General features: G+C 58.6%; 23 protein-coding genes. 16 read left to right on the top strand and 7 right to left on the bottom strand.

All coding sequences use genetic code 11. The features are described 5' to 3' along the window. From HW561_RS03965 to HW561_RS03945, 5 genes are all read left to right on the top strand, one after another. On the top strand, positions 1-1,785 hold the full coding sequence (locus HW561_RS03965; protein WP_176861906.1) for a sodium:solute symporter family protein: 1,785 nt from the start codon (positions 1-3) through the stop codon (positions 1,783-1,785). A gap of 109 nt (positions 1,786-1,894) precedes the next feature. Next, positions 1,895-3,718 (top strand): DUF294 nucleotidyltransferase-like domain-containing protein, encoded by a 1,824-nt coding sequence (locus HW561_RS03960; RefSeq protein WP_176861905.1) that lies wholly within the window; start codon positions 1,895-1,897, stop codon positions 3,716-3,718. A gap of 66 nt (positions 3,719-3,784) precedes the next feature. Continuing rightward, complete coding sequence (locus HW561_RS03955) at positions 3,785-4,303, top strand: hypothetical protein (protein ID WP_176861904.1); 519 nt, start codon at positions 3,785-3,787, stop codon at positions 4,301-4,303. Positions 4,304-4,305: 2 nt separating this feature from the next. Then, positions 4,306-5,718: a 3'-5' exonuclease gene (locus HW561_RS03950; protein WP_176861903.1), complete on the top strand. Its 1,413-nt coding sequence runs from the start codon at positions 4,306-4,308 to the stop codon at positions 5,716-5,718. A gap of 89 nt (positions 5,719-5,807) precedes the next feature. Beyond that, positions 5,808-6,308, top strand: coding sequence for a flavin reductase family protein (locus HW561_RS03945; protein ID WP_176861902.1), 501 nt, complete (start codon positions 5,808-5,810; stop codon positions 6,306-6,308). Here the strand turns inward: HW561_RS03945 and HW561_RS03940 are convergent. From HW561_RS03940 to HW561_RS03930, 3 genes are read right to left on the bottom strand one after another with little or no spacing between them, the layout of a single operon-like run. Continuing rightward, positions 6,305-6,784 carry a DUF6505 family protein gene (locus HW561_RS03940; protein WP_176861901.1) on the bottom strand — a complete coding sequence of 160 codons (480 nt, stop codon included), beginning with the start codon at positions 6,782-6,784 and terminating at the stop codon, positions 6,305-6,307. The two genes, HW561_RS03945 and HW561_RS03940, sit on opposite strands and share 4 nt — an antisense overlap. Continuing rightward, on the bottom strand, positions 6,784-7,479 hold the full coding sequence (locus HW561_RS03935) for a biotin/lipoate--protein ligase family protein (protein ID WP_176861900.1): 696 nt from the start codon (positions 7,477-7,479) through the stop codon (positions 6,784-6,786). The genes HW561_RS03940 and HW561_RS03935 overlap by 1 nt, the downstream gene beginning before the upstream one ends. Continuing rightward, entirely contained in the window at positions 7,476-8,537 is a 1,062-nt protein-coding gene (locus HW561_RS03930) for an Mrp/NBP35 family ATP-binding protein (protein WP_176861899.1), read from the bottom strand. Before HW561_RS03930 ends, HW561_RS03935 begins: the two co-directional genes overlap by 4 nt. 132 nt (positions 8,538-8,669) lie before the next feature. On the opposite strand from HW561_RS03930, the gene HW561_RS03925 reads away from it, so the two are divergent. Continuing rightward, on the top strand, positions 8,670-9,398 hold the full coding sequence (locus HW561_RS03925) for a c-type cytochrome (RefSeq protein ID WP_176861898.1): 729 nt from the start codon (positions 8,670-8,672) through the stop codon (positions 9,396-9,398). Here HW561_RS03925 and HW561_RS03920 read toward each other — a convergent pair. Continuing rightward, entirely contained in the window at positions 9,392-11,347 is a 1,956-nt protein-coding gene (locus tag HW561_RS03920) for a 4Fe-4S binding protein (RefSeq protein WP_176861897.1), read from the bottom strand. The genes HW561_RS03925 and HW561_RS03920 overlap by 7 nt on opposite strands. Positions 11,348-11,602: 255 nt before the next feature. Between HW561_RS03920 and HW561_RS03915 the strand changes: the two genes are divergently transcribed. The 10 genes from HW561_RS03915 to HW561_RS03875 all read left to right on the top strand — a co-directional run bounded on the left by HW561_RS03915 (position 11,603) and on the right by HW561_RS03875 (position 20,779). Further along, the gene (locus HW561_RS03915; RefSeq protein ID WP_176861896.1) at positions 11,603-12,157 is read left to right on the top strand and encodes a DUF3305 domain-containing protein; all 555 of its coding nucleotides are present in this window, start codon (positions 11,603-11,605) and stop codon (positions 12,155-12,157) included. Beyond that, complete coding sequence (locus tag HW561_RS03910; RefSeq protein ID WP_176861895.1) at positions 12,154-12,753, top strand: DUF3306 domain-containing protein; 600 nt, start codon at positions 12,154-12,156, stop codon at positions 12,751-12,753. The genes HW561_RS03915 and HW561_RS03910 overlap by 4 nt, the downstream gene beginning before the upstream one ends. 4 nt (positions 12,754-12,757) lie before the next feature. Next, positions 12,758-13,369, top strand: a complete 612-nt coding sequence (locus HW561_RS03905; protein ID WP_176861894.1) for a TorD/DmsD family molecular chaperone — start codon at positions 12,758-12,760, stop codon at positions 13,367-13,369. Positions 13,370-13,430: 61 nt separating this feature from the next. Further along, positions 13,431-13,619, top strand: a complete 189-nt coding sequence (locus HW561_RS03900; RefSeq protein ID WP_176861893.1) for a ubiquinol-cytochrome c reductase iron-sulfur subunit N-terminal domain-containing protein — start codon at positions 13,431-13,433, stop codon at positions 13,617-13,619. A gap of 106 nt (positions 13,620-13,725) precedes the next feature. Continuing rightward, positions 13,726-16,620, top strand: coding sequence for a formate dehydrogenase subunit alpha (locus HW561_RS03895; protein ID WP_176861892.1), 2,895 nt, complete (start codon positions 13,726-13,728; stop codon positions 16,618-16,620). A 12-nt stretch (positions 16,621-16,632) separates the two neighbouring features. Continuing rightward, positions 16,633-17,226 carry a formate dehydrogenase FDH3 subunit beta gene (fdh3B, locus tag HW561_RS03890; RefSeq protein WP_010439472.1) on the top strand — a complete coding sequence of 198 codons (594 nt, stop codon included), beginning with the start codon at positions 16,633-16,635 and terminating at the stop codon, positions 17,224-17,226. Positions 17,227-17,298: 72 nt separating this feature from the next. Then, entirely contained in the window at positions 17,299-18,504 is a 1,206-nt protein-coding gene (locus tag HW561_RS03885; protein ID WP_176861891.1) for a formate dehydrogenase subunit gamma, read from the top strand. Continuing rightward, positions 18,505-19,767, top strand: coding sequence for a c-type cytochrome (locus HW561_RS03880; RefSeq protein WP_176861890.1), 1,263 nt, complete (start codon positions 18,505-18,507; stop codon positions 19,765-19,767). A 13-nt stretch (positions 19,768-19,780) separates the two neighbouring features. Beyond that, entirely contained in the window at positions 19,781-19,906 is a 126-nt protein-coding gene (locus HW561_RS24115; RefSeq protein WP_268952714.1) for a hypothetical protein, read from the top strand. Continuing rightward, positions 19,907-20,779 (top strand): helix-turn-helix transcriptional regulator, encoded by an 873-nt coding sequence (locus HW561_RS03875; protein WP_176861889.1) that lies wholly within the window; start codon positions 19,907-19,909, stop codon positions 20,777-20,779. 15 nt (positions 20,780-20,794) lie between these two features. Here HW561_RS03875 and HW561_RS03870 read toward each other — a convergent pair whose 3' ends face one another. The 3 genes from HW561_RS03870 to HW561_RS03860 are packed head-to-tail and all read right to left on the bottom strand — an operon-like array spanning position 20,795 to position 23,072. Beyond that, a complete protein-coding gene (locus HW561_RS03870) occupies positions 20,795-21,610 on the bottom strand; it encodes a substrate-binding domain-containing protein (RefSeq protein WP_176861888.1) in 816 nt (271 codons plus the stop codon). 21 nt (positions 21,611-21,631) lie between these two features. Continuing rightward, positions 21,632-22,366 carry an ATP-binding cassette domain-containing protein gene (locus tag HW561_RS03865; protein ID WP_176861887.1) on the bottom strand — a complete coding sequence of 245 codons (735 nt, stop codon included), beginning with the start codon at positions 22,364-22,366 and terminating at the stop codon, positions 21,632-21,634. Continuing rightward, positions 22,359-23,072 (bottom strand): ABC transporter permease, encoded by a 714-nt coding sequence (locus tag HW561_RS03860; protein ID WP_176861886.1) that lies wholly within the window; start codon positions 23,070-23,072, stop codon positions 22,359-22,361. Before HW561_RS03860 ends, HW561_RS03865 begins: the two co-directional genes overlap by 8 nt. Positions 23,073-23,159: the final 87 nt, after the last annotated feature.

Here is a 23,159-nt window from a genome sequence, read left to right as displayed (position 1 = left end):
ATGGATCAGTTTACCATCAACCTGCTGTTTGTTGGCGCGTCTTTTGCGCTGTACATCGGCATCGCGATCTGGGCCCGGGCTGGGTCCACATCTGAATTCTACGCCGCAGGTCGCGGCATTCACCCGGTCACCAACGGTATGGCGACAGCGGCTGACTGGATGTCAGCGGCCTCGTTCATCTCAATGGCGGGCCTGATCGCCTTTACCGGCTACGACAACAGCTCGTTCCTGATGGGCTGGACCGGTGGTTACGTACTGCTGGCACTGCTGCTTGCGCCCTATCTGCGCAAGTTCGGCAAATACACCGTGTCAGAATTCATCGGCGACCGTTTCTACAGCCAGACCGCGCGCATAGTTGCGGTGATCTGTCTGATCGTAGCGTCGGTAACCTACGTGATCGGCCAGATGACTGGCGTAGGCGTGGCCTTTGGCCGCTTCCTCGAAGTTCCTAACACAACCGGTCTGCTGATCGGTGCGGGCGTCGTGTTCGCCTATGCTGTGTTGGGCGGCATGAAGGGCGTGACCTATACACAGGTCGCTCAGTACTGCGTGCTGATTACCGCCTACACCATTCCGGCAATCTTCATCTCGCTGCAACTGACCGGCAATCCGGTTCCGGCGCTGGGTCTGTTCGGTGACACCGCAAGTGGTGAACCGCTGCTGACCAAGCTGGACGCAATCGTGACCGAGCTGGGCTTCAACGACTACACGGCACACCATTCGAACACGTTGAACATGGTGCTGTTCACGCTGTCGTTGATGATCGGTACTGCTGGTCTGCCGCATGTCATCATGCGCTTCTTCACCGTTCCCAAAGTGTCTGACGCCCGTTGGTCCGCTGGCTGGGCGCTGGTGTTCATCGCGCTGTTGTATCTGACCGCCCCTGCGGTTGGCGCAATGGCTCGTCTGAATATCACCGACATGATGTGGCCCAATGGCGGCATCGAAGGTGGCGCTGTTTCGGTCGAAGAGATCGACAATGACGCTCGGTATGACTGGATGGCCACGTGGAAGAAAACTGGTCTGCTAGATTGGGAAGACAAGAACGGTGACGGCAAGATCCAGTACTATAACGATAAGTCCGAAGCCATGGCTGGCATCGCGGAAGAAAAAGGCTGGGTCGGAAACGAGCTGACCAAGTTCAACCGCGATATCCTGGTTCTGGCGAACCCGGAGATTGCCAACCTGCCGGGTTGGGTGATCGGTCTGGTGGCTGCTGGTGGTCTTGCGGCTGCTCTGTCGACCGCTGCGGGTCTGTTGCTGGCGATCTCGTCGGCTGTGTCTCATGACCTGATCAAGGGCGCAATCAACCCGTCGATCTCGGAAAAAGGCGAGCTTCTGTCGGCGCGGATCGCAATGGCCGTGGCCATCGTTGTCGCAACCTATCTGGGTCTGAATCCTCCGGGCTTCGCGGCGCAGACTGTTGCTCTGGCCTTTGGTCTGGCGGCTGCCTCGATCTTCCCGGCGCTGATGATGGGGATCTTCTCGACCCGCATCAACAACGTCGGTGCGGTCGCTGGTATGCTGGCTGGTCTGACCGTGACTCTGGTCTACATCTTCCTGCACAAGGGCTGGTTGTTCATTCCGGGCACCAACTCGTTCACCGATGCTGACCCGCTTCTGGGTCCGATCAAGTCGACCTCTTTCGGCGCCATCGGTGCAATGGTCAACTTCGGTGTGGCGTATGTTGTCGCCGGAATGACCAAAGAGACCCCGCAGGAAATCAAGGATCTGGTCGAAAGTGTCCGCATTCCCCGTGGTGCTGGTACAGCTCAGGATCACTGAGCATGATGCGGTCCCTGGATAACCTCCAAAGGCCGCGTCTTTCGATCAACTATTCCCGCCCGGCATTCCACCGGGCGGGATTTTTCTAAAAGAAACCCAGAGAAATCCAATGCCCCTGTCCCATGACGAGATCACCCGGTTTCTGAAATCCGTACACCCTTATGACGCCCTGCCCGCTGAGACGCTGGATGATTTGTCTGAGCGGATCGACGTGTTGGACGTCGAGGAAAACTATCCCGTTTACGAACTGGGGCACACGTTGCCCGGCGTGTTCGTCATCTACGAAGGACAGGTCGAAATCACCGACGAGAATGGCGCTGTCGTATCTCATCTGGGTCTGCGTAATTCCTTTGGCGAGCGTGGACTTCTGAAAGACGGCAAGGCCGCAACCAAGGCCCGCACGCATACAGCCTCGGTCCTGATCGTTCTGCCGCCTGATCTGGTGCGCGAACTGATTGATCGGCATGACGTAGTATCCAAGTTTTTCAACCGGTCGCGCGGTGACCGGACCAATCCGCAAAGCCTGGCAACCAGCGCTATTGATGTCCTGATGGCGCACGACCCAGCCACCTGCCCCGCAGACACGCCCGTTCAGAAAGCCGCGCAGATGATGCGGGACAAGAAGATTTCGTCTCTCTGTGTGACTGAAGCCGACACGCTGCTTGGCATAGCAACCTTGCGCGACATCTCGGGGAAATTTGTCGCTAACGCCATGCCCGGCACCACGACAGTCTCCGCGATCATGACGCGCGATCCGGTCACCCTTTCACCCACCGACATAGGTTCGGATGTTCTGCACGTGATGATGGAACGAGGGATCGGTCACATCCCGATATCGGAAGGCGGCCGCCTTGTCGGCATCGTGACCCAAACGGACCTGACCCATTATCAGGCGGTCAATTCAGCCGAGCTGGTCCGTCAGATCGCCCACGCGGCCACAGCAGAAGAGATGGCGCAGGTCACAGCAGAAATCCCACAATTGCTGGTTCAACTGGTGGCCGGAGGTAACAGGCACGAGATTGTCACCCGTCTGATCACAGACATTGCCGACACTGCCACGCGCCGCCTGCTGGCCCTTGCCGACGAAAAGTTGGGGCCTCCGCCGGTTCCCTACCTGTGGCTGGCCTGCGGCTCGCAAGGTCGGCAAGAACAAACAGGCGTGTCCGATCAGGACAATTGCCTGTTGTTGGATGACAGTGTTCAAGACGCGGACATACCCTATTTCGCGCGGTTGGCCAAGTATGTCTCGGACGGGCTGGATACCTGCGGGTATTTCTACTGTCCCGGCGACATGATGGCGACCAATCCGCGCTGGTGCCAACCTGTGCGTGTCTGGCGCGACTATTTCAAAGGCTGGATCGCCAAACCGAACCCCGAGGCGCAGATGTTGGCTTCGGTCATGTTCGATTTGCGTCCCATCGGTGGTCAGTTCGAGCTGTTTGCCGATCTGCAGGCAGACACGCTGAATGCAGTCAGCGCGAATTCTATCTTTGTGGCGCATATGATTTCAAACTCGCTGAAACATACACCGCCATTGGGGTTGCTGCGCGGGTTTGCCACCATCCGGTCTGGCGAGCACCGCAACACCCTGGACCTAAAGCACAATGGGGTCGTGCCGGTGGTCGATCTGGCCCGGATCTATAGTCTTCAAGGGCAATTGACCGAGGCCAATACCCGCGCGCGACTAAAGGCTGCCGAAGCCAGTGGCGTTCTTAGCCACTCGGGTGCGCAAGACCTGTTGGATGCTTATGATCTGATTGCCGAAACGCGGCTGGAACATCAGGTCGGGCTGGTTAAATCCGGCGAAAAGCCTGACAACTACCTACCACCATCAAACCTGTCCGACTTTGAGCGAAGTCATCTGCGGGATGCCTTTGTAGTGGTAAAAACGATGCAATCGGCGGTTGGACATGGCAGGGGTATGCTTGGCTAATCTCAAACAGGTTGGGTCGGGTTCAGAGTATTGCGGGCGACACAGCCCGAGGAACGGAGAGGCGATATGTTTCTGGAATTGATCGGCACAGTCTTTGCAGGCTTTGCATTTGCAGGTGTCGTGATGGTGCTGAACAAGTTTACCGGAGGGCGCCTGCCCCGCTGGGCTGCCCCGGTCGCTGCCGGGTTGGGGATGATCTTTATGACCATCGCCAGCGAATACTCCTGGTATGACCGCACCCGTGACAACCTGCCCGATGGTCTGACGATCATTCAGGAAATCGAAAGCCGCGCCTTCTACCGACCCTGGACCTATGCGGTGCCCTTCGTGGATCGGTTTGCGGCCATCGACACCGTGTCGGTGCGCACCAATGATCAGGTGCCGGATCAACGGCTTGTCGATTTGTACTTCTTTGGCCGTTGGGCTCCCATCTCGAAACTGCCCGTTGCTGTGAACTGCGCCGACAACCGTCGTGCCAACCTGGCAGATGGCGCTGAGTTTTCCGATGATGGCCACCTGCTGAACGCCGACTGGTTTGCCGCCGGATCGGGTGATCCAATCATCGAGGCCACCTGCGGAGTTTGACCATGCTGAACCACCTGAGCCTGCGTCTGAGGATATTCCTGTTCTTCTGCCTGCTGGCTGCGGGCGGTATTGCAGTTTCCTGCGCTGCGCTTTGGTTTGGGTATCAACGGGCAGATCCGCAGGACCTGAGCAGCGCATTTGTATTCAGCGGATTGTTGATCTCATTCGGGTTGCTGGCGCTGATTGTCGGGGTCTGGCTGTTGTTTGATGACAATGTCGCCAAACCGATCGAACGACTGTCGTCCCAGTTGCGCGCACGTGCGCATGCCGGGGTCAGCACTGACCTGGACCTGCAAGCCGCGCGCTATCTTGGCGATCTGGCTCCTGCCGCTGCAGGGTTGGCGGAACAACTGGCCGAGAACGCCATGACCACAGCCGAGGCCGTAGCGGTGGAGACCGCACATCTGGCAGCTGAGAAGCATCGCCTCACGGCCCTACTGACAGAAATTCCCGTTGCCATGTTGCTGGCCGGGCCAAAGCACCAGATCGTTCTGTATGACGCACAGGCGGCCGGAGTTCTGGCCCAGATCGCGCATCCCCGGTTGAACGCCTCGCTGTTTGATTACCTCGAAAGCACGGGGCTGACCGATGCTTACGCTGAGATGAACAAGACAGGCATGGATGTCTATTGCACCTTGTCCAGTGTCGACGGGCGGCAAACCTATACCGCCCGGATGAAACCTCTGGGCGATGCGCCCGGATATATGTTGGTTTTTGAAGACAGCGTCGCCCGTATTCCACCCGAAGCTGCCCGCCCTCTGGTCTACGACTTCGACCTGCTCGACACACCCGGAGACGACGCTTTTGAGGATCGCCCTTTATCGGACCTGTGTTTCGTGGTGTTCGACACGGAAACCACAGGCCTGCTGCCACACAAGGATGAGATCGTGCAAATCGGTGCGGTTCGTGTGGTAAATGGCAGGGTCGTCGAGGGCGAACGATTGGACACGCTGGTCGATCCCGGCATAACGATCCCGCCCGCCTCGACCAAGGTTCACAAAGTCAGCAATGTCATGGTGCAGGGGGCGCCCGATATCGCACAGGCTGGGCGGAGCTTTCACCAGTTTGCACAAGACGCGGTGATCGTCGCCCACAATGCACCGTTCGACATGGCATTTTTACGCCGTCACGCCGCCCGGATGGAAGTGGAATGGACCCACCCGATTCTGGACACGGTTCTGCTGTCGGCAGTGTTGTTCGGCGCCAGCGAAACCCACACTCTGGATGCGGTCTGCGATCGGCTGGGCATCACCATACCCGAAACCCTGCGCCACACCGCCTTGGGCGATGCCGTTGCAACCGCCGAGGCGCTGGTCAAGATGTTGCCTATGTTGCAGTCCCGCGGCATGAATACCTTTGGCGCGGTCATCGCTGAGACGCGTAAACACGGACGGTTGCTGGAAGACCTGAACTGACCAGTAAAATATGCGGATGGCATTCAGCTTTTCATGGACAATCCAGACAGGCCATGGCACCTGATGCGCGATCAAGGAACGAACGCGCAATGACGGAAAAGACCTTTACTCCCACCCCGGAACAAAGCACCGCGTTCCGCGAGGCATTGGGGTGTTTTGGCACAGGCGTGACCGTTGTAACAACAAACACGGCGCGCGGCCCCCGCGCGATCACCGTGAACTCGTTTTCCTCCGTGTCGCTGGATCCACCGCTGGTTCTGTGGTGTCTGGCCAAAGAGTCGAACCGGTTTGACGCATTCAGCGATTGCCAGCATTACTCGATCCACGTCATGGCGCAGGATCAACAGGATCAGGCACTTCGGTTTGCACGCGACGGAGCGGATTTCTCGCATGCCGAATGGAGCACGGACCCGTCCGGGCGTCCGCAACTGGCCAATTGCCTCGCTCGGTTTGATTGCCACCTGCACGCCAGACACGACGCCGGGGATCATCTGATCGTCGTGAGTCATGTGGAACAGGCCATGTACCGAACGGGCAAGGGTTTGATCTTCAAACGTGGCCAATTCGGCGGTTTTATCGACGTGATCTAATCGTCCAGTGAACCGTGCACGGCCAGTGCTTCCAACACGGCCTCTTGCGGAGTGATGACCCGAAACGCCTCGTGTACGCCCGTTTCTGTCAGCTCCCGGGCAACCGTCAGCAACGTGTTTGGCGCGTGCTCATCACACATATCGGACATATGGGCAATTTCTGTCTGTGCGACATCCAAGGCCGCCTCAACCGATGGCGCGCCGTAGATGCGCACGAAATGCTCTGCCAGATCTTGCGTGGCTTGCTCGATTTCCACAGGTTCAACCTGCGTCACGGCCACAAATGTGACACGACCGAATGTCTCCAACCCAAGCCAGCCATTGGAAAAGGCTTGGCGTGCCTTGCCTTCCAGATCGCCCTGACCCCAGTTCGAAAACTCGAACCCACCCGAGATGCACCACTCGCCGGTTCTCGCCGGGGAATGAAAGACGTTCAGGTCACTTTCATCAAAATGGATAGCGCGGGCCAGTTTCATCAGACAGTCTCCAACAATCGTGTCAGGGGGCGCAAATGCGTGTCATCGCCATCCCGGATCAGCATTCCAAACCGCTCATCCGTACCGAGGAATACGCCTTCCTGACCAAGCGGTTCCCCAACGCCGCGCAACAATCCTAACCATTCGCTGTGTAACGGCGCGTTGCCGTCCTCCTCCCAGCGATTGAGCCAAGTCAACATATGCCGTGACCAGCTTTCGACCAATTGGTTCGGCGACACATCGGCGCAACCCTCGTCATAGAGGGCCGTAACATCCGGCGTCGCACCCGGTGCATCACCAGTCTGAAGCAACGCCAATTCCCATCCAATGATCAGCCAGTCGGGAATACCGTCGGATTCATTCGAGGAAGCAGCAACATGAAACTGACCACATTTAGCACCGTTCACACAGATCAGCCCGTCCCAACCCAAATGAACCGCAACCTCGGGCGGGGCCAAAGCGCCCAGCGCGTTCTGGAACCCAACCGCACACAACGGCAGCATCGCCATCGCATCCTGTAAAGGCACTTCAGGTGCAAACACGATTGCGGCGCGCACGCGATCTGCTTGAACGTTGTAAGTCACAGTTCCCGCGTCACAGCCCAAAGCCGCCATCGCCTGAGCCCGCTCGAAAGGGTCTTCCCCGCCCTGCACAGGGTGCCCCGTCAACAGAGGAGGAAAGACAAGGTCACTCATGCGTTGCCCTTGGCGATCATATCGCGGGCAATCTTGCGAAACGCCTCGGCCTGCGCACTATCGGGTTTGCTGACCACGATGGGTGCGCCGCTGTCAGCCGCCACTCGGATGTCCAAATGCAGAGGAATTTCACCCAAGAGCGGAACGCCCAGCGCCTCGGCCTCGGATTTTACGCCGCCATGACCGAACACATGCTCCTCATGCCCGCAGTTTGAACAGATATGGGTGGACATGTTTTCGATCATCCCAAAAATCGGCGTCTTGAGCTGATTGAACATGTCGATCCCTTTACGGGCATCGATCAGTGCAACGTCCTGCGGGGTCGAGACAACGATGGCCCCGTCTACCTGAAATTTCTGGCTGAGCGTCAACTGCACATCACCGGTCCCCGGCGGCAGGTCAACAATCAGCACGTCCAGCGCGCCCCATTGCACCTGGCTCATCATCTGCTGCAACGCGCCCATCAGCATGGGACCACGCCAGACAACCGCCTGACCTTCATTGGTCATCAAACCCATCGACATCATGGTAACGCCATGATTGCGGAGCGGCAGAATCGTTTTGCCATCCGGGCTGGCCGGTCGTCCAGAGACGCCCAGCATCCGGGGTTGCGACGGACCGTAGACATCTGCATCCAACAGTCCGACCCGCCGACCCTCGGCAGCCAGCGCACAGGCAAGGTTGGCCGACACGGTGGATTTTCCGACCCCACCCTTGCCCGAGGCAATAGCGATGATCCGATCCACACCGGGAACCGCTTGCGGTCCAGTTTGCGACGGTTTGGGTTTGGGCTTCAGATCTGGCGGGGCCTTTTCGGAATGCGCCGTCATCATGGCTGAGACTTTGGCGACACCCTCAACCATCTGCGCGGCTTGCTCGGCGGCGGCGCGCACGGGCTCCATCTGCTCGGCCTGCTTAGGATCAATCTCGATCACAAAGCGCACCGTGTCGCCTTCGACATTCAGGGCCCGCACCACACCGGCGCTGACAATATCCTGACCCGATGCCGGATCAGTGATCTTTTTCAGGTTCGCCAGAACCGCGTCACGGACACTCATGCCTCAATCCCCTTGGTTTGCCCTGCCACGCGGGCGCTGCGTGTCGACATTGTATAGTCGCCGCTCATTGCATGTGTCTCCGTCTCTTATCGTTCATTTGACGCAATCCATCCCGCACCGTTAGGTTTGGTCATGCGCTTTGTTCTGTTGTGCCTGAGCCTGACGCTCACTGCCACCCCCTCTTGGTCGCAAGAGGCAATTGGCCTCGCGGCCCCGGCCGAGGTTTCCGACTCCGGTCTGTTGCAACATATTCTTCCGCGCTTCTCACTCAAGACCGGTATACGCGTCATCGCGGACGAATCCGGCGCGATGTCCCTGACCACCGTGCCGCCCGGAGATCCGGTTTTTGCCCGCGACGGAGTCATTTACCACCTGAGCATCGAAGACAACCCACGACAGGATCGGTTCCGCGAGTGGTTGTTGTCGGACATCGGCAAGCGCACCGTCGAAAGCTTTGCCCCCCAACAGGGTGCGGCCTTCAGCGCAAGTCTTGAGATCGCCACAACCGATGAAGCTCCCGTCTTGCAGGGCGACACGGCCCTTGGCGAAGAACTGTCGATGACCCATTGCGGTCGGTGCCATGTGATCGGACCGAAAAACCGGATGAACGGGCTGGGCTCGACTCCGTCTTTTGCCGTCTTGCGGGCGATGCCGGACTGGTCCGACCGTTTTCAGGCATTCTTTGCGCTGAACCCGCACCCCGCATTCACGCAAATCGACGGTGTTACAACGCCCTTTGATCCGGAACGCCCTTCGCCCATTCATCCGGTGGAGATGACGGTAGACGACCTCGAAGCCATCCTTGCCTTCGTCTCGGTCATCAGCGCAGCCGATCTTGGCGCTCCGCTGCAGCATCAATGATCTTTCCGTTTTGAGAAGTAGTCATCGGTGGTGACAACCCGAGGTCTGGGATTGGACTGGAACGGGTTGTCTGGCTGCTGGAATTGTGCGTTCACCCGGCAATTGTCACACATCTGGATCATCCGCGCCTGCTCGGATGAGGCAAACATCGGATGGCTGCCCGACAACTTTTCCATGATGCGCTCGACGGTTGATTTCACGCCAAACAGCGCACCGCATTCAACGCATGCACACGGTTCCTCTTCGTTCAGGACCTGCTGAGACAATGCCGCATCGCTGAGATCAAGCTGGGGTACCAAGGTGATCGCTTTCTCGGGGCAGATGGTCCGGCACAGCCCACATTGCAGGCACGCATCCTGCTGGAAATTAAGCTGCGGCATATCCGGATTGTCGATCAGCGCACCTGACGGGCACAGTGACACGCAGCTGAGGCACAATGTACAGGCATCGGTATCCACGGCAACTGCCCCATAAGGCGCATCCTGCGGCAATGGCAATGGTTCCTCAGCCCCCGGGTTCAGCGCCTGCGCAGCCAGCCGAGCAATCTGCCGACGGTTGCCGAGCGGCAGAACCGGGTCTGTCAAAGGGATCGGTACATGTTGGGTATAAAGCAGATCAGAAAGGACGTCGGGGTCGCCCTCGTCAATCAGGCCCAACCCGGCGTCCCCGGCAATGGCCTGCGCAAGTGCAAGTTCGCGATCCAGTGCGTCGCGCTCGGTCGTCGGTGACAGCAGGATATCGACCCGCGCGAATCCATGCGCCAACCCGGCCAGCATCTCGGCATGGCCGAAACCCGAAATCACGCTCAGTTCTACCGGGATGACATCTGCCGGCAGACCGCGCCCAAACCGGGCGGCCAGTCGGATCATCTCAGCCCCATGCGCATCATGCACCAGCAATCGGGGTGCCACACCACCGGCCCGGCGATAGGTGCGCGACAGGATATGCATGCGCGACAGTACCGCTGACACCGGCGGGTCTTCGTATGTGATCGCAGTTGAAGGACAGACCGCCGCGCATTCGCCGCATCCGGCGCAGATCATCGGGTCAATTGCGACATGCTCTCCTGCCGATGTAATGGCTCCGGTCGGGCAGATATCCAGACAGTTCGTGCAGGCCACCTGCTCGGCCCGGGAATGTGCGCACAGCGTCTCTTCCATACGTACGTACAAGGGTTTCTCGAAGGTTCCGACCAGTTGAACCGCTTCAAAGGCCAGACGTTCGATTGCCACGGCATCCCGCGGGTCGGCGCGCAGATACCCTTCACGTTTGGCCGGGGCCTGTACAAACGGGGTCCCTCCGGTCAGGTCTATGAGAATATCACAAGCCGAGCGTGCGCCATTGCGCGGTGGCGTCCAACCGAATGCACCCCGCCCCTCGGGTTCAAGCTGCTGCAACTCATCCAGTTTCAGCGAAAAGCCACCCAGCGCACCGGCCACGGACCGCACCTGCCCTTGCACAACGTCAAAAGCGCGAGAGGTCGGCTCAGTTCCATCTGTGACCAGAACCGTCACGGCCAGTGTATCGGACAACCGATCGGCCAAGGCATACGACACGTCTCCGGGTCCGATGATGCAGCAAGACCCCTCGCTGACCACATCAACGCTCGACGTGATCGGTTGTGGCAAAAGCGCTTCGGCAGCCAACGCTGCCATTTTCGGCGCAGCCTCCTGCCCCTGATCAGACCATCCCGCCCGATCCCGCAGATCTACGAAAGCCGGTTGATCGACATTCAGATCCTCAGCAAGGTCCCGAAAGACATCCTGTTCCTGTCCGCAGGCAATCAAGACGGGCTCGCCATCTTTCATCAGGTCAGCCGCAGCGCCAAGTTCCCGGGTGCACAACATCGTATGCACTTTCGAGCACGCCACCTCGCAGGCCGAGCCAATCTGGTCGACGTCCAGAGACTGACTTCCCGCACAATCACAGAGTAATAAATTGGTACTCATATCCCTCCCCGGACATATTCCCTACCCGGAGCACATTAGACCGTATCCGCAAAGTGGCAATCCGGTCTCTGCAAAAGCTACACCTTTTGACGACGAAGTTACCGCCGATTTCCCGAGGGTAATGGTCGGAATTTCACATGTTAAATTTTTGGTGATCCGGCCCATTTGCCTTCAATACAGGCTTGGCACACAGGCACCTTGTGTACCATAGTAGACGCAGGAGAAGGCAGGGGAGAGCCTTCCGGGGAGGAACCAGTGGCCAAGGCCGCAAGCCAAATCGAAATGCCTGTTGGCGTCATTGTGCGCAAAACACCCGGCGTGACTCGCTGGGCCAAATGGAACTGGCGTGCGATAGCCGCCCTGCCCGGCGCGGGCCCTGCTGACTGGCAGGAATTGCGCCGCGAAGGCGAGGCCATCGAATACCATGCGGCCACCCTGCCCCTTACCCTTTGGGCTGATGAGACCGAGGCGTATATGGTCAATCTGTCAGATGGGCAGCCGTCAATCTATCTGATTTTGCGTAATGAAATAGATGGCGACCGACCTATGGATGCGGTTCTTATCACGGCGTCTCCGTTCGAAGGTCAGGACTATGCCGATACCGGCGAAGAAATCGTGGAAAAGATCCCGATGTCCGAAGGGTTGATCGCCTGGGTCCGCGATTTCGCGTTGCAACACCACCACGATGAGGTTTTCGTCAAACGCCGCCGTGACAAGAAACGGACGGACCTTGTCGAAGACGGCAAAGGGGACGCCCGTATTCGACAGGACTCGGATGTCTACCGCGCACCGCGGAGGGTTGTACAATGAGTGAAACCCGAGATTTCTGGTCCCGTCGCAAAGCTGCTGTTCAGGCCGAGGCTGAAACCGAACGTGAAGCAATCGAAGCAAGTGCCGTGGCCGATCAACAGGCCGAACTGGACGCCAAGCCCGATCACGAAATTCTGGCCGAGTTCAATTTGCCTGATCCCGATCACCTCCAACTGGGCGACGATGTCTCGGGCTTCATGTCACAGGCCATCCCGGATCGCCTGCGCCGCCGCGCACTGCGACGCCTGTGGCGGCTGAATCCGGTTCTGGCCAATGTGGATGGCCTTGTCGATTACGGAGAAGACTATACCGATGCGGCTTGTGTGATCGAAAACATCCAGACCGCCTATCAAGTGGGTAAGGGCATGCTGGCCCATGTTGAAGCGCTTGCCGCCGATGACACCGAAGTCGAGACCCCAGCCGCAGACACGCCCGAGACATTGGAACTCGAGACACAAGAAGAAGAACTCGCCGTGCTGGCCGAACCGGCTGATGAACCCGTTGAAGTCGCAGTGCAATCGCCAGAGCTCGAAGAGCTGGAGGACACGGAAATGCCCCCTGCTCCGCGTCGCATGACATTTGAATTCGAAGGATGACCCAATGACCGCGAACAATGCGCAACATCTGGATGTCTCGGCAGAGGATCGCCTGCGCGCGGATTTCTACAACTTCCTTGGGTTGTTGCTGGCCGGTCCACCGGATCAGATGTTGCTGTCTCAGATGAGTGGGCTGACCGGCGATGAAACCGATTTGGGTCAGGCCATTCAGGCCATGGCCCGCGTGGCCAAAGTCACCAAACCCGCGGCGGCCGAGCGTGAGTTCAACGCGTTGTTTATCGGTCTGGGGCGCGGTGAGTTGCTGCCTTATGCCAGCTTTTACCTAACTGGTTTCCTGAACGAAAAGCCCTTGGCACAACTTCGTAACGATATGGCTGCGCAGCGCATTACACGCGCTGCAAATGTCTTTGAACCCGAAGACAACATTGCCTCGCTTATGGAGATGATGGCGGGGATGATCGTCGGGCGCTTTGGAACACCGGCCTCGCTGGACGAACAAAAAGCGTTCTGGAACAAACATATCGGCCCGTGGGCCGCACATTTCTATTCGGATTTGGAAGCTGCTGAAAATTCGGTTCTCTATGCCTCGGTCGGAACCGCCGGTCGGGTGTTCATGGAGATCGAGCGTGAAGCCTTTCGAATGACGGCAGCGTGAACCGCTGCCTCTCGCCAGCGCTTAATTTGGCGCTAGATCGCAAATGGGAAAGGAGGAGCCCATGAGCAAGACCAAGGAAGAAGGCGCCACGCGCCGCGACTTTCTAAAACTGGCCGGAACAGCAGCGCCAGCTGCCGTTGCCGCCGCCACTCTGAGCGGAAAAGCCGAAGCAGCCGAACTGCCGACGGATGAAACCCGCATGCAGGATACCGCGCACACGCGCGCCTACATCGAAAGCACCCGGTTCTAGGACCGGACGTTTTCACCACCCGACAGACGGTTGCGATTGGCCCTGACGTCGGCATCAGCAGTACCAAGCCAGCCATGAAACACATGGCGCGCAAGGGAGGAAAGTAATGCTTAGGAAAAAGACCAACGGGGTTGCGAGACGCCCCCAGCGGACAAGTATCCTGTCCCAGGTCGGCGAGAAAACCGTCGATCGCCGCGCATTCCTGCGTGGATCGGGCCTGACGATCGGCGGCCTTGCCGCGATCAGCGCCACGGGTGGAACCGTGACGCCAGCCAGCGCCCAGACAGCCGCCAATACGGCGGTGGAAAACATCAAATCCGTATGTACCCATTGTTCGGTCGGCTGTACAGTCGTTGCCGAAGTGCAGAACGGCGTCTGGGTGGGCCAGGAGCCCGGCTGGGACAGCCCGTTCAACCTGGGTGCACACTGCGCCAAAGGGGCCTCGGTTCGTGAGCACGCCCATGGCGAACGCCGCCTGAAGTATCCGATGAAAAAGGAAGGCGGCGAGTGGAAGCGCATCAGCTGGGAACAGGCGATCAACGAGATCGGCGACGGCATGATGAGCATCCGCGAAGAATCCGGGCCGGACAGCGTCTATTGGCTGGGTTCTGCCAAACACAATAACGAACAAGCGTATATGTTCCGCAAGTTCGCCGCCTATTGGGGCACGAACAACGTGGACCATCAGGCGCGTATCTGCCACTCGACCACTGTTGCCGGTGTTGCGAATACATGGGGCTACGGCGCCATGACCAATTCCTACAACGACATGCACAACAGTAAGGCGATCTTCATCATCGGCGGCAACCCGGCCGAGGCGCACCCCGTCTCGCTGTTGCATATTCTGCGCGCGAAAGAGCAGAATAACGCCCCGCTGATCGTTTGCGACCCACGCTTTACGCGTACCGCAGCACACGCAGATGAATATGTCCGCTTTCGTCCCGGTACCGACGTTGCGTTGGTCTGGGGAATCCTGTGGCACATCTTTGACAACGGTTGGGAGGACAAAGAGTTCATCCGCACCCGTGTCTGGGGCATGGATCAGATCCGTGAAGAGGTTGCCAAGTGGAATCCCGATGAGGTGGAGCGCGTCACCGGCACGCCCGGCTCGCAGCTGCGTCGCGTTGCACGCACCATGGCCAACAACCGTCCCGGCACGGTCGTCTGGTGCATGGGCGGTACGCAGCACACCAACGGTAACAACAACACCCGCGCCTATTGCGTGCTGCAACTAGCGCTCGGCAACATGGGCACCTCGGGTGGTGGCACCAACATCTTCCGCGGCCATGACAATGTGCAAGGCGCGACGGACCTTGGTGTTCTGTCCCACACCTTGCCCGGCTATTACGGCCTGTCGAAAGGCGCATGGGGTCACTGGGCACGTGTCTGGGGTGAGGAACCCGAATGGCTGGCTGGTCAGTTCGCCTCGATCAAGGACAAGGACGGCAAGGACAAACCGCTTCAGAACGAACGCGGCATTCCTGTTTCCCGCTGGATCGATGGTGTACTGGAAGACCCGGAGAACATGGATCAGGACAACAACGTCCGCGCCATGGTTCTGTGGGGCCACGCACCGAACTCGCAAACCCGCGGGCCGGAAATGAAGACGGCGATGGAAAAACTGGACATGCTGGTCGTGATTGACCCGTATCCCACCGTTTCCGCCGTTCTGCATGACCGAACGGATGGCGTTTACCTGTTGCCTGCTTGTACGCAGTTCGAAACTCGTGGCTCGGTCACGGCCTCGAACCGATCACTACAATGGCGCGACAAGGTTGTCGAACCGCTGTTCGAAAGCCTGCCGGACGAGGTCATCATGGCCAAGTTCGCCAACAAGTTTGGCTGGGCGGATCGGTTCTTCCGCAACATCGAAATGGATGATGCCGAAACCCCAAATGTCGAGAGTATCACGCGCGAGTTCAACTCGGGTCTCTGGACCATCGGATATACCGGCCAGTCACCGGAACGTTTGAAAAGCCACATGGCCAACCAGCACACGTTCGATAGAACGACGCTGCAGGCCATTGGAGGTCCAAACGACGGCGAGTACTACGGTCTGCCCTGGCCTTGCTGGGGTACGGCAGAGATGGGTCATACGGGGACACCTAACCTCTATGACATGTCCAAGCCGGTGGCCGAAGGCGGCCTGACCTTCCGTGCCCGTTTCGGCGTGGAGCGTGATGGCGACAACCTGCTGGCCGAAGGGGTCTATAGCGTCGGTTCGGAAATTCAGGATGGTTATCCGGAATTCACGATGCAGATGCTGATAGACCTTGGCTGGGACGGCGATCTGACGGCTGAGGAACGCGCAGCAATCGACGCTGTTGCGGGGCCTGAGACCAACTGGAAAACCGACCTGTCTGGCGGCATCCAACGGGTCGCGATCGAGCATGGCTGCGCGCCCTTCGGGAACGCCAAAGCCCGCGCGGTTGTCTGGACCTTCCCGGATCCGGTCCCAATCCATCGTGAGCCGCTTTATACGCCACGGCGCGATCTGGTCGAGGATTATCCGACCTACGAGGACCGTCAGGCCTATCGCCTTCCCACCCTTTATGCTTCGATCCAAAAGAACGACTTTTCAAAGGATTATCCGATAATCCTAACGTCAGGTCGCCTGGTCGAATATGAGGGCGGTGGCGAGGAAAGCCGGTCGAACCCGTGGCTGGCCGAGCTGCAACAGGACATGTTCGTCGAGATCAACCCGCGCGATGCCAACAACCTTGGTGTTCGGGACGGAGCTCAGGTCTGGGTCGAAGGTCCCGAGGGCGGTAAGGTCAAGGTGATGGCGATGCTGACCAACAGGGTCGGTGCCGGCGTGGCCTTTATGCCGTTCCACTTTGGCGGCCATTTCCAAGGCGAGGATCTGCGGCACAAATATCCCGCAGGGGCCGACCCTTATGTGCTGGGTGAAAGTTCCAACACCGCCCAGACCTATGGCTACGATTCAGTGACCCAGATGCAGGAGTCCAAAGTGACGCTCTGCAAAATCTGGTCAGCGTAAAGGAGGACGATAATGGCTAGAGCAAAGTTTCTCTGCGACGCTGAACGCTGCATCGAGTGCAACGCCTGCGTAACCGCGTGTAAGAACGAGCACGAGGTGCCCTGGGGCATCAACCGCCGCAGGGTGGTGACGATCAATGACGGCAACCCGGGCGAACGCTCGATCTCGGTGGCCTGTATGCATTGCTCGGATGCGCCTTGCATGGCGGTATGCCCGGTCGACTGCTTCTATCAGAATGAAGAAGGCGTCGTCCTGCACTCCAAGGACCTGTGCATTGGCTGCGGCTATTGCTTCTACGCGTGCCCGTTCGGTGCGCCGCAATACCCGCAGGCGGGCAACTTCGGATCACGCGGCAAGATGGACAAATGTACCTTCTGCGCCGGTGGCCCCGAGGAAACGCACTCAACCGCAGAGTTCGCCAAATATGGTCGCAACCGGATCGCCGAGGGCAAACTGCCCATCTGCGCCGAGATGTGTTCCACCAAGGCCCTGCTTGCCGGTGACGGCGACGTGGTCTCGGCTGTTTACCGCGAACGCGTTGTGGCGCGCGGCTTCGGCTCGGGCGCCTGGGGTTGGGGCACGGCATACGACCAGAAAGACGGCTAAGACTCCGTCAGTTAAAATACAGATGACCCGCGCAGGCGGGTCATCTGCTTGGGAATTTTGACCGAGGTTCAGATGTTCCGCTTACTCATCGCATTTCTGCTCACTATTGGAACAGTTCAGATAGCTGTTGCCCAAACCACCGACGACGGAGCCGCCACCACGGACGAGCGAACCTCGACCGGGGGGGCCACGACGTTGGAGGATATCCTTGCCCGCCAGCGTGGCGAGCAGGTCGATAAAAGCTATCGTTCGGACAATACCGGGCAAGGCAATGCCGAGGGTTTGTTGGGCCAATTGGGAACCCGTGGGGTTGCCTCGGACAGTGATGTCTATCGTGCGCTGCGTTATGGTTCAGCAGATGTGACGGTATCCTCCAAAGGTCCCGCAGCCAGCGTTTTGATCCAGGATGGCGGCATGTGGTGGCTCAACTTCCGCACCGGTCCGCTGCGTGAAAACGGGACATACGTTCTGGGGGGAATGCTGATTATCCTGCTACTGTTCTTCCTGATCCGGGGGAAGATCAGAATTGACGGTGAAAAGACGGGGCGGACTGTCACCCGCTTTGGTGGTTTTGAAAGGTTCGGCCACTGGTTGTTTGCCGGGTCTTTCCTTGTTTTGGGCCTGACCGGTCTGCTGACACTCTACGGGCGGGATTTTCTGATCCCGATCTTTGGCAAGGAGGGCTTTGCAACCATCGCTCAGGGATGCAAATGGTTACACAACAACCTTGCATGGTCGTTCATGCTGGGTCTTGTGATCGTCACGGTGAACTGGATTGCGCATAACATTCCCAACCGAACTGATTTGAGATGGCTTGCGGCCGGTGGTGGTCTGTTCACCAAAGGCAGCCATCCCCCGGCGAAGAAATTCAATGCCGGGCAAAAGATTATCTTCTGGGCCTGCATCGTATTGGGCGTGTCCATCAGCCTATCGGGTCTGTCGCTGCTGTTCCCGTTCGAAATGCCGCTTTTTGCCAAGACCTTCTCGGCGGCAAACGCAACCGGCCTGCCGCAGCTGCTGGGCCTGAATCTCCCGGTGCAGATGTCGCCGCAGGAAGAGATGCAGTACGCCCAAGTTTGGCACGTGATGGTGGCTTATATCTTCATTGCCATCATCGTGGCCCATATCTACCTTGGGTCGGTCGGCATGGAGGGCGCATTTGATGCCATGGGAACCGGCGAGGTTGAAGAGCAATGGGCGCGCGAGCATCACTCGCTGTGGCTTGAGGAAGTTCAGGAAAAAGAGGCCAGCAAGGCAACGGCCTCCCCCGCTGAATAGATGCGCGCACTGGCCTTCGCGCTGGTATTGCTGCCCCTGCCTGCGGGGGCAGAGTTCTTTACGCTAAAGGGTCATGGCGGCCCGATCATGGGGATCGCAACAGCAGCGGACGGACGCATCGCGACTGCAAGCTTCGACAACTCCGTCGGCCTTTGGACCGAACAAACCCCGGAGTGGTTGGAAGGTCATGAGGCCGCCGTCAACTCGGTCGCGTTCAATGGCACCGCGATCTATTCCGCAGGCGACGACTTCACACTGCGCCGCTGGCCCGACGGCGAAATCGTCGGACGACATCAAGGCAAGATTGTCGGCCTGGCCGCATCAAAGACCCATGTCGCGACAGCCAGCTGGGACGGAACAATCGGGCTTTGGCCCGTAGATGGCTCCGAGGCCGCAATACTCGGCCCGACGGGAAGTGGGGTCAACGCAGTGGCGTTTTCGCCCGATGGGACGCTGCTTTACTCCGCAGGAATGGACGGCGCACTGCGCGTTTGGGACGTCTCCAGCGGGCAGGAAATAGCCCGGTTGGTCGAGCACGGGTTTGGCATCAACGAACTGGTATTGAACGCGGAAGACAACTGGATCGCTTATGGCGCAGTCGATGGTGTCACGCGCATTCTTGACCTTGCGACCGGTGACGAACGCGATTTCACCCTAGACCGCCGCCCGATCCTTGCCCTCTCTCTCAGCCCTGATCGCCGACTGCTGGCTGTTGGCGACGGCGAGGGGTACATCATGGTCATAGATACAATCGAATGGCATATCGCTCAGGATTTTCGCGCGACGCTTCGCGGGCCCGTCTGGGCGTTGGCATTTTCTGTTGACGGTCAGAACCTTCACGCTGGTGGCATTGACGAGGCGATGTACAGCTGGCCATTGGCCGCCTTGTCAGATCAGGAACAAATGGCCGCATCTGAGCCAAGTTTCCTGAAAAACCCGAATGAGATGGGCAACGGAGAACGCCAGTTCGCCCGCAAATGCTCGATCTGTCACAGCCTGACACGGGATGATGACAGGCGCGCGGGTCCAACCCTGTATGGAATCTTTGGGCGCCCGGCCGGAACACTACCGGACTATTTATACTCGGATACGCTGCAAGACTCTGATATCGTTTGGAATGAGGAAACGATAAATGCCCTTTTCGATGAGGGACCTGACCATTACATTCCGGGATCGAAGATGCCGATGCAACGGATCACAGGCCCTCAGGACCGGGCTGATCTGATTGCCTTTCTACGCCGCGCAACGGCAGATCAAAACTGAATCGGAGGAGACCATGAAAGCCTTTCTCGCCGCCGTCGCCGCAATGGTCGTCATCACAGTTGCAGCGCCCTACGCTCTGGATCAGATCGGGTTCAGTGCCGCCGATTCCGGGTCCGGATCGGCCGTGCGCCTCGACTGAATGTCCGAATACCTGACCACCCGTGAATTGGCCGACCTGCTGCGCATTGGCGAGCGGAAAGCCTATGATCTTGCGTCATCCGGCGAAATCCCCTGTGTCCGCGCCATGGGAAAACTGTTGTTCCCTCGCGCCGAAATCATTGCATGGCTCAATGCCTCCCGTTCGGGGCCGCAAGTGGCGGAACCACCCCTGCCCCCGATCGTCGCCGGCAGCCATGATCCATTGCTGGACTGGGCGCTGCGGGAAAGCGGATCGGGATTGGCCACCTACTACGATGGCTCTTTCGACGGTTTATCCCGGCTAGGTGATCGAAGTGCGCAGGCTGCGGCGCTGCATATCCACGAAGACAACGGGTTCAACGCACATTCATTGCGAAACGCCTTGGGTGAGGCCCCGGTGGTGCTCTGCGAAGTAGCTAACAGGGAACGTGGCCTGTTGCTGGCGCCCGGCGTCACAGATATCTCAGGCTTTGATGACCTTAAAGGTAGACGTGTCATCCTGCGCCAGAATAGCGCCGCCAGCCAACGCCTGTTTGATGCGCAACTGGCCGCGCATGGCCTTACGCGTGATGATCTCGAGACCTTACCCACCTGCGCCCGCACCGAAGAAGAGCTGGCCATCGCCTTGCATGACGGCAAGGCTGAAGTCGGCTTTGGTTTGGGGGCTCTGGCCGGGTTGTATTCTCTTGGCTTCGTTCCAACCCATTCCGAGCGGTTGGACCTCGCAATATGGCGGCGCGCATATTTTGATCCACCGATGCAGAAGCTGCTGAGCTTCATGCAGACTGAACAATTTGCAAAACGCGCCGCCGAATTCGGTGGTTATGATCTGTCGCGACTGGGAAACATCCACCATAACGGGGCCAGCGGGTGACTCGCCCAAGCGCGCTCAATTGGCGTTGGGAAAGAAAACCTGCTGGTCATCCAGTTTGAACGACTCAATCGCGGCCTGCCCATCCGGCCCTGTCAGCCAGTCAATAAACCGTTGCCCGGCATTTGCCCTGACACCCGGGTGTTTTTCCGGGTTCACGAGGATCACGCCATACTGGTTGAACAATCGCGGGTCTCCTTCGACCAGAATCTCAAGGTTAAGCTTGTTGCCAAAGGACAGCCATGTCGCCCTGTCGGTCAGCGTATAGGCATCCATACCGCTGGCCACATTCAACGTCGCCCCCATGCCCGACCCCGTTTCCCGGTACCAGCTGCCCGAGTCCTGTGTCGGATCAATGTCGGTGGCGACCCAATGGCCCATCTCGGCTTTGTGCGTGCCGCTGTCATCCCCACGCGACACAAACGGCGCATCCGCCGCTGCGACGGCTGTCAGGGCCGTCAGGATATCGGACCCTCCTTTGATCTGGGCCGGATCAGATTTTGGCCCAACCAGAACAAAATCATTGTACATCAGATCCTTCCGCTCGACGCCCCAACCGTCTGCTACAAACTGCTCTTCGTCGGTTTTGGCGTGTACCAGCAGAACATCGCCGTCGCCATTGATTGCATTCCGGATTGCCTGACCGGTGCCAACTGCAACAACGCGCACATCGATCCCGGATTCTGCCTCGAACCACGGCAGGATGTAATCCAACAGGCCCGAGTTCTGGGTCGAAGTTGTGGATTGCACCACGATAAAGGGCTCTTCCGCCCACGCCGACCCTGCCGTCAGCCCAAGGGTTATCAATGCCGCCCGAATAATTCCCCGGAACATCTAATTCTCCGCTCTGTTTTGTTATGTAACCAATCCGCCCGCCAGATAGCGACGTGAAGCCTCGCTTCCGGGGACATCCAATACCTGTTTGGCCGGGCCATGTTCGACAACATGCCCACCCTGCATCATCACCACGTCGGCCGCCAATCTACGCGCCTGTCCGATGTCATGCGTTACCATCACAATCCGCACACCGCGGGACGAGGCGCGCAGCACCATCCGTTCGATCATTTGCGTCGCGCTTGGATCAAGTGCACTTGTTGGTTCATCCAGAAACAAGGTTTCCGGGTTCAGCGCCAGCGCACGCAGGATGGCAAGCCGCTGCGCCTCACCACCTGACAGCGACCGCGCAGACTGCCGCGATTTGTCTTCCAGACCGCCTTCCGTCAACAGCTCGACGATCCGGTCCTTACGCCCTGTCCTGCTCATATTTTGTCGTTTGAGCACGAAGTCGAGATTTGCGGCCACCGACCGACGCAATAGGACGGGTCGTTGAAATACCATGGCCTGACGGGCTTTGTGATAGGCATTAAGTGGCGTTCCATCTTGCACCACCTGCCCACGATCAGGAGAAATAAGACCATGCAGACACCGCAGTAAGAGGCTTTTTCCCGCACCGTTTGGCCCAAGGATCAAGGTCGGGCCCGGCCCGTCCAGCGTCAGATCATGGACATCCAACAACGCCTTTCCGTTGCTTCGGACTTGCAGATCGCGCGCCCGCAGGCAGTTTGTCATATCCGAGACCAGATCACGCATGGCGCAACCCTTCCTGCTCGGCCCGCAAACTCAGCGCGCTGACAATGGCATTCACCGCCACCGCAATGCCAATCAGGATCGCACCAAGAGCCAGCGCCAGCGCCAGATTGCCCTTGGAAGTCTCAAGTGCAATGGTCGTGGTCATCACCCGGGTCACATGGTTGATATTGCCACCGACGATGATCACCGCGCCGACCTCGGCTATGGCGCGCCCAAAGCCGGCCAGCAATGCCGTGATCAGCGCGAGGCGTGCGTCCCATAACAGCACCGGAACCGACGCCAATCGGGATACACCAAGAGACCGGAGCTGTTCGGAATACTCCTCGGCCAGCATCTCGATCACCTGCCGGGTCAGCGCCGCGATGATGGGCGTGACCAGAACCACCTGCGCAATGATCATGGCGGTAGGTGTATAAAGCAGCTCCAGAATGCCCAGCGGCCCGGAACGCGACAGCATCAGATAAACCAGCAGACCAACGACCACCGGCGGAAATCCCATCAGTGCATTCATCAGAACAATCATCATCCGCCGCCCGGGAAAGCGTGCAACGGCAAGTGCTGCGCCGATAGGCATCCCAATCACTGCGGAAATCAGAACCGCAAACACTGAAACCTGCAGAGACAGCAGCACAATCGCCCAAAGCTCTGAGTCTCCTTCGAGGATCAGAGCGAGAGCTGAATTGAATTCTGCTGCAAAGTTCTGCATTTTATTCTTCGGCTGAGGTACTTCGTAGGAAGTGCGTTAAATTACAAGGAAATACTAATCTGTTTCGCTGCCAAGTACAGACACAAA

It is taken from the genome of Ruegeria haliotis (assembly GCF_013377785.1).
Classification (GTDB): Bacteria; Pseudomonadota; Alphaproteobacteria; order Rhodobacterales; family Rhodobacteraceae; genus Ruegeria; species Ruegeria haliotis.
The sequence above is the reverse complement of the archived record's forward strand: the minus strand, read 5'-3'. Positions and strand labels throughout refer to the sequence as shown.

Bases quoted from the DNA above. Each gene is read 5' to 3' on its own strand.
- HW561_RS03965 (WP_176861906.1), top strand. From the start codon at position 1: ATGGATCAGTTTACCATCAACCTGCTGTTTGTTGGCGCGTCTTTTGCG.
- HW561_RS03960 (WP_176861905.1), top strand. From the start codon at position 1,895: ATGCCCCTGTCCCATGACGAGATCACCCGGTTTCTGAAATCCGTACAC.
- HW561_RS03955 (WP_176861904.1), top strand. From the start codon at position 3,785: ATGTTTCTGGAATTGATCGGCACAGTCTTTGCAGGCTTTGCATTTGCA.
- HW561_RS03950 (WP_176861903.1), top strand. From the start codon at position 4,306: ATGCTGAACCACCTGAGCCTGCGTCTGAGGATATTCCTGTTCTTCTGC.
- HW561_RS03945 (WP_176861902.1), top strand. From the start codon at position 5,808: ATGACGGAAAAGACCTTTACTCCCACCCCGGAACAAAGCACCGCGTTC.
- HW561_RS03940 (WP_176861901.1), bottom strand. From the start codon at position 6,784: ATGAAACTGGCCCGCGCTATCCATTTTGATGAAAGTGACCTGAACGTC.
- HW561_RS03935 (WP_176861900.1), bottom strand. From the start codon at position 7,479: ATGAGTGACCTTGTCTTTCCTCCTCTGTTGACGGGGCACCCTGTGCAG.
- HW561_RS03930 (WP_176861899.1), bottom strand. From the start codon at position 8,537: ATGAGTGTCCGTGACGCGGTTCTGGCGAACCTGAAAAAGATCACTGAT.
- HW561_RS03925 (WP_176861898.1), top strand. From the start codon at position 8,670: ATGCGCTTTGTTCTGTTGTGCCTGAGCCTGACGCTCACTGCCACCCCC.
- HW561_RS03920 (WP_176861897.1), bottom strand. From the start codon at position 11,347: ATGAGTACCAATTTATTACTCTGTGATTGTGCGGGAAGTCAGTCTCTG.
- HW561_RS03910 (WP_176861895.1), top strand. From the start codon at position 12,154: ATGAGTGAAACCCGAGATTTCTGGTCCCGTCGCAAAGCTGCTGTTCAG.
- HW561_RS03905 (WP_176861894.1), top strand. From the start codon at position 12,758: ATGACCGCGAACAATGCGCAACATCTGGATGTCTCGGCAGAGGATCGC.
- HW561_RS03900 (WP_176861893.1), top strand. From the start codon at position 13,431: ATGAGCAAGACCAAGGAAGAAGGCGCCACGCGCCGCGACTTTCTAAAA.
- HW561_RS03895 (WP_176861892.1), top strand. From the start codon at position 13,726: ATGCTTAGGAAAAAGACCAACGGGGTTGCGAGACGCCCCCAGCGGACA.
- fdh3B (WP_010439472.1), top strand. From the start codon at position 16,633: ATGGCTAGAGCAAAGTTTCTCTGCGACGCTGAACGCTGCATCGAGTGC.
- HW561_RS03885 (WP_176861891.1), top strand. From the start codon at position 17,299: ATGTTCCGCTTACTCATCGCATTTCTGCTCACTATTGGAACAGTTCAG.
- HW561_RS03880 (WP_176861890.1), top strand. From the start codon at position 18,505: ATGCGCGCACTGGCCTTCGCGCTGGTATTGCTGCCCCTGCCTGCGGGG.
- HW561_RS24115 (WP_268952714.1), top strand. From the start codon at position 19,781: ATGAAAGCCTTTCTCGCCGCCGTCGCCGCAATGGTCGTCATCACAGTT.
- HW561_RS03875 (WP_176861889.1), top strand. From the start codon at position 19,907: ATGTCCGAATACCTGACCACCCGTGAATTGGCCGACCTGCTGCGCATT.
- HW561_RS03870 (WP_176861888.1), bottom strand. From the start codon at position 21,610: ATGTTCCGGGGAATTATTCGGGCGGCATTGATAACCCTTGGGCTGACG.
- HW561_RS03865 (WP_176861887.1), bottom strand. From the start codon at position 22,366: ATGCGTGATCTGGTCTCGGATATGACAAACTGCCTGCGGGCGCGCGAT.
- HW561_RS03860 (WP_176861886.1), bottom strand. From the start codon at position 23,072: ATGCAGAACTTTGCAGCAGAATTCAATTCAGCTCTCGCTCTGATCCTC.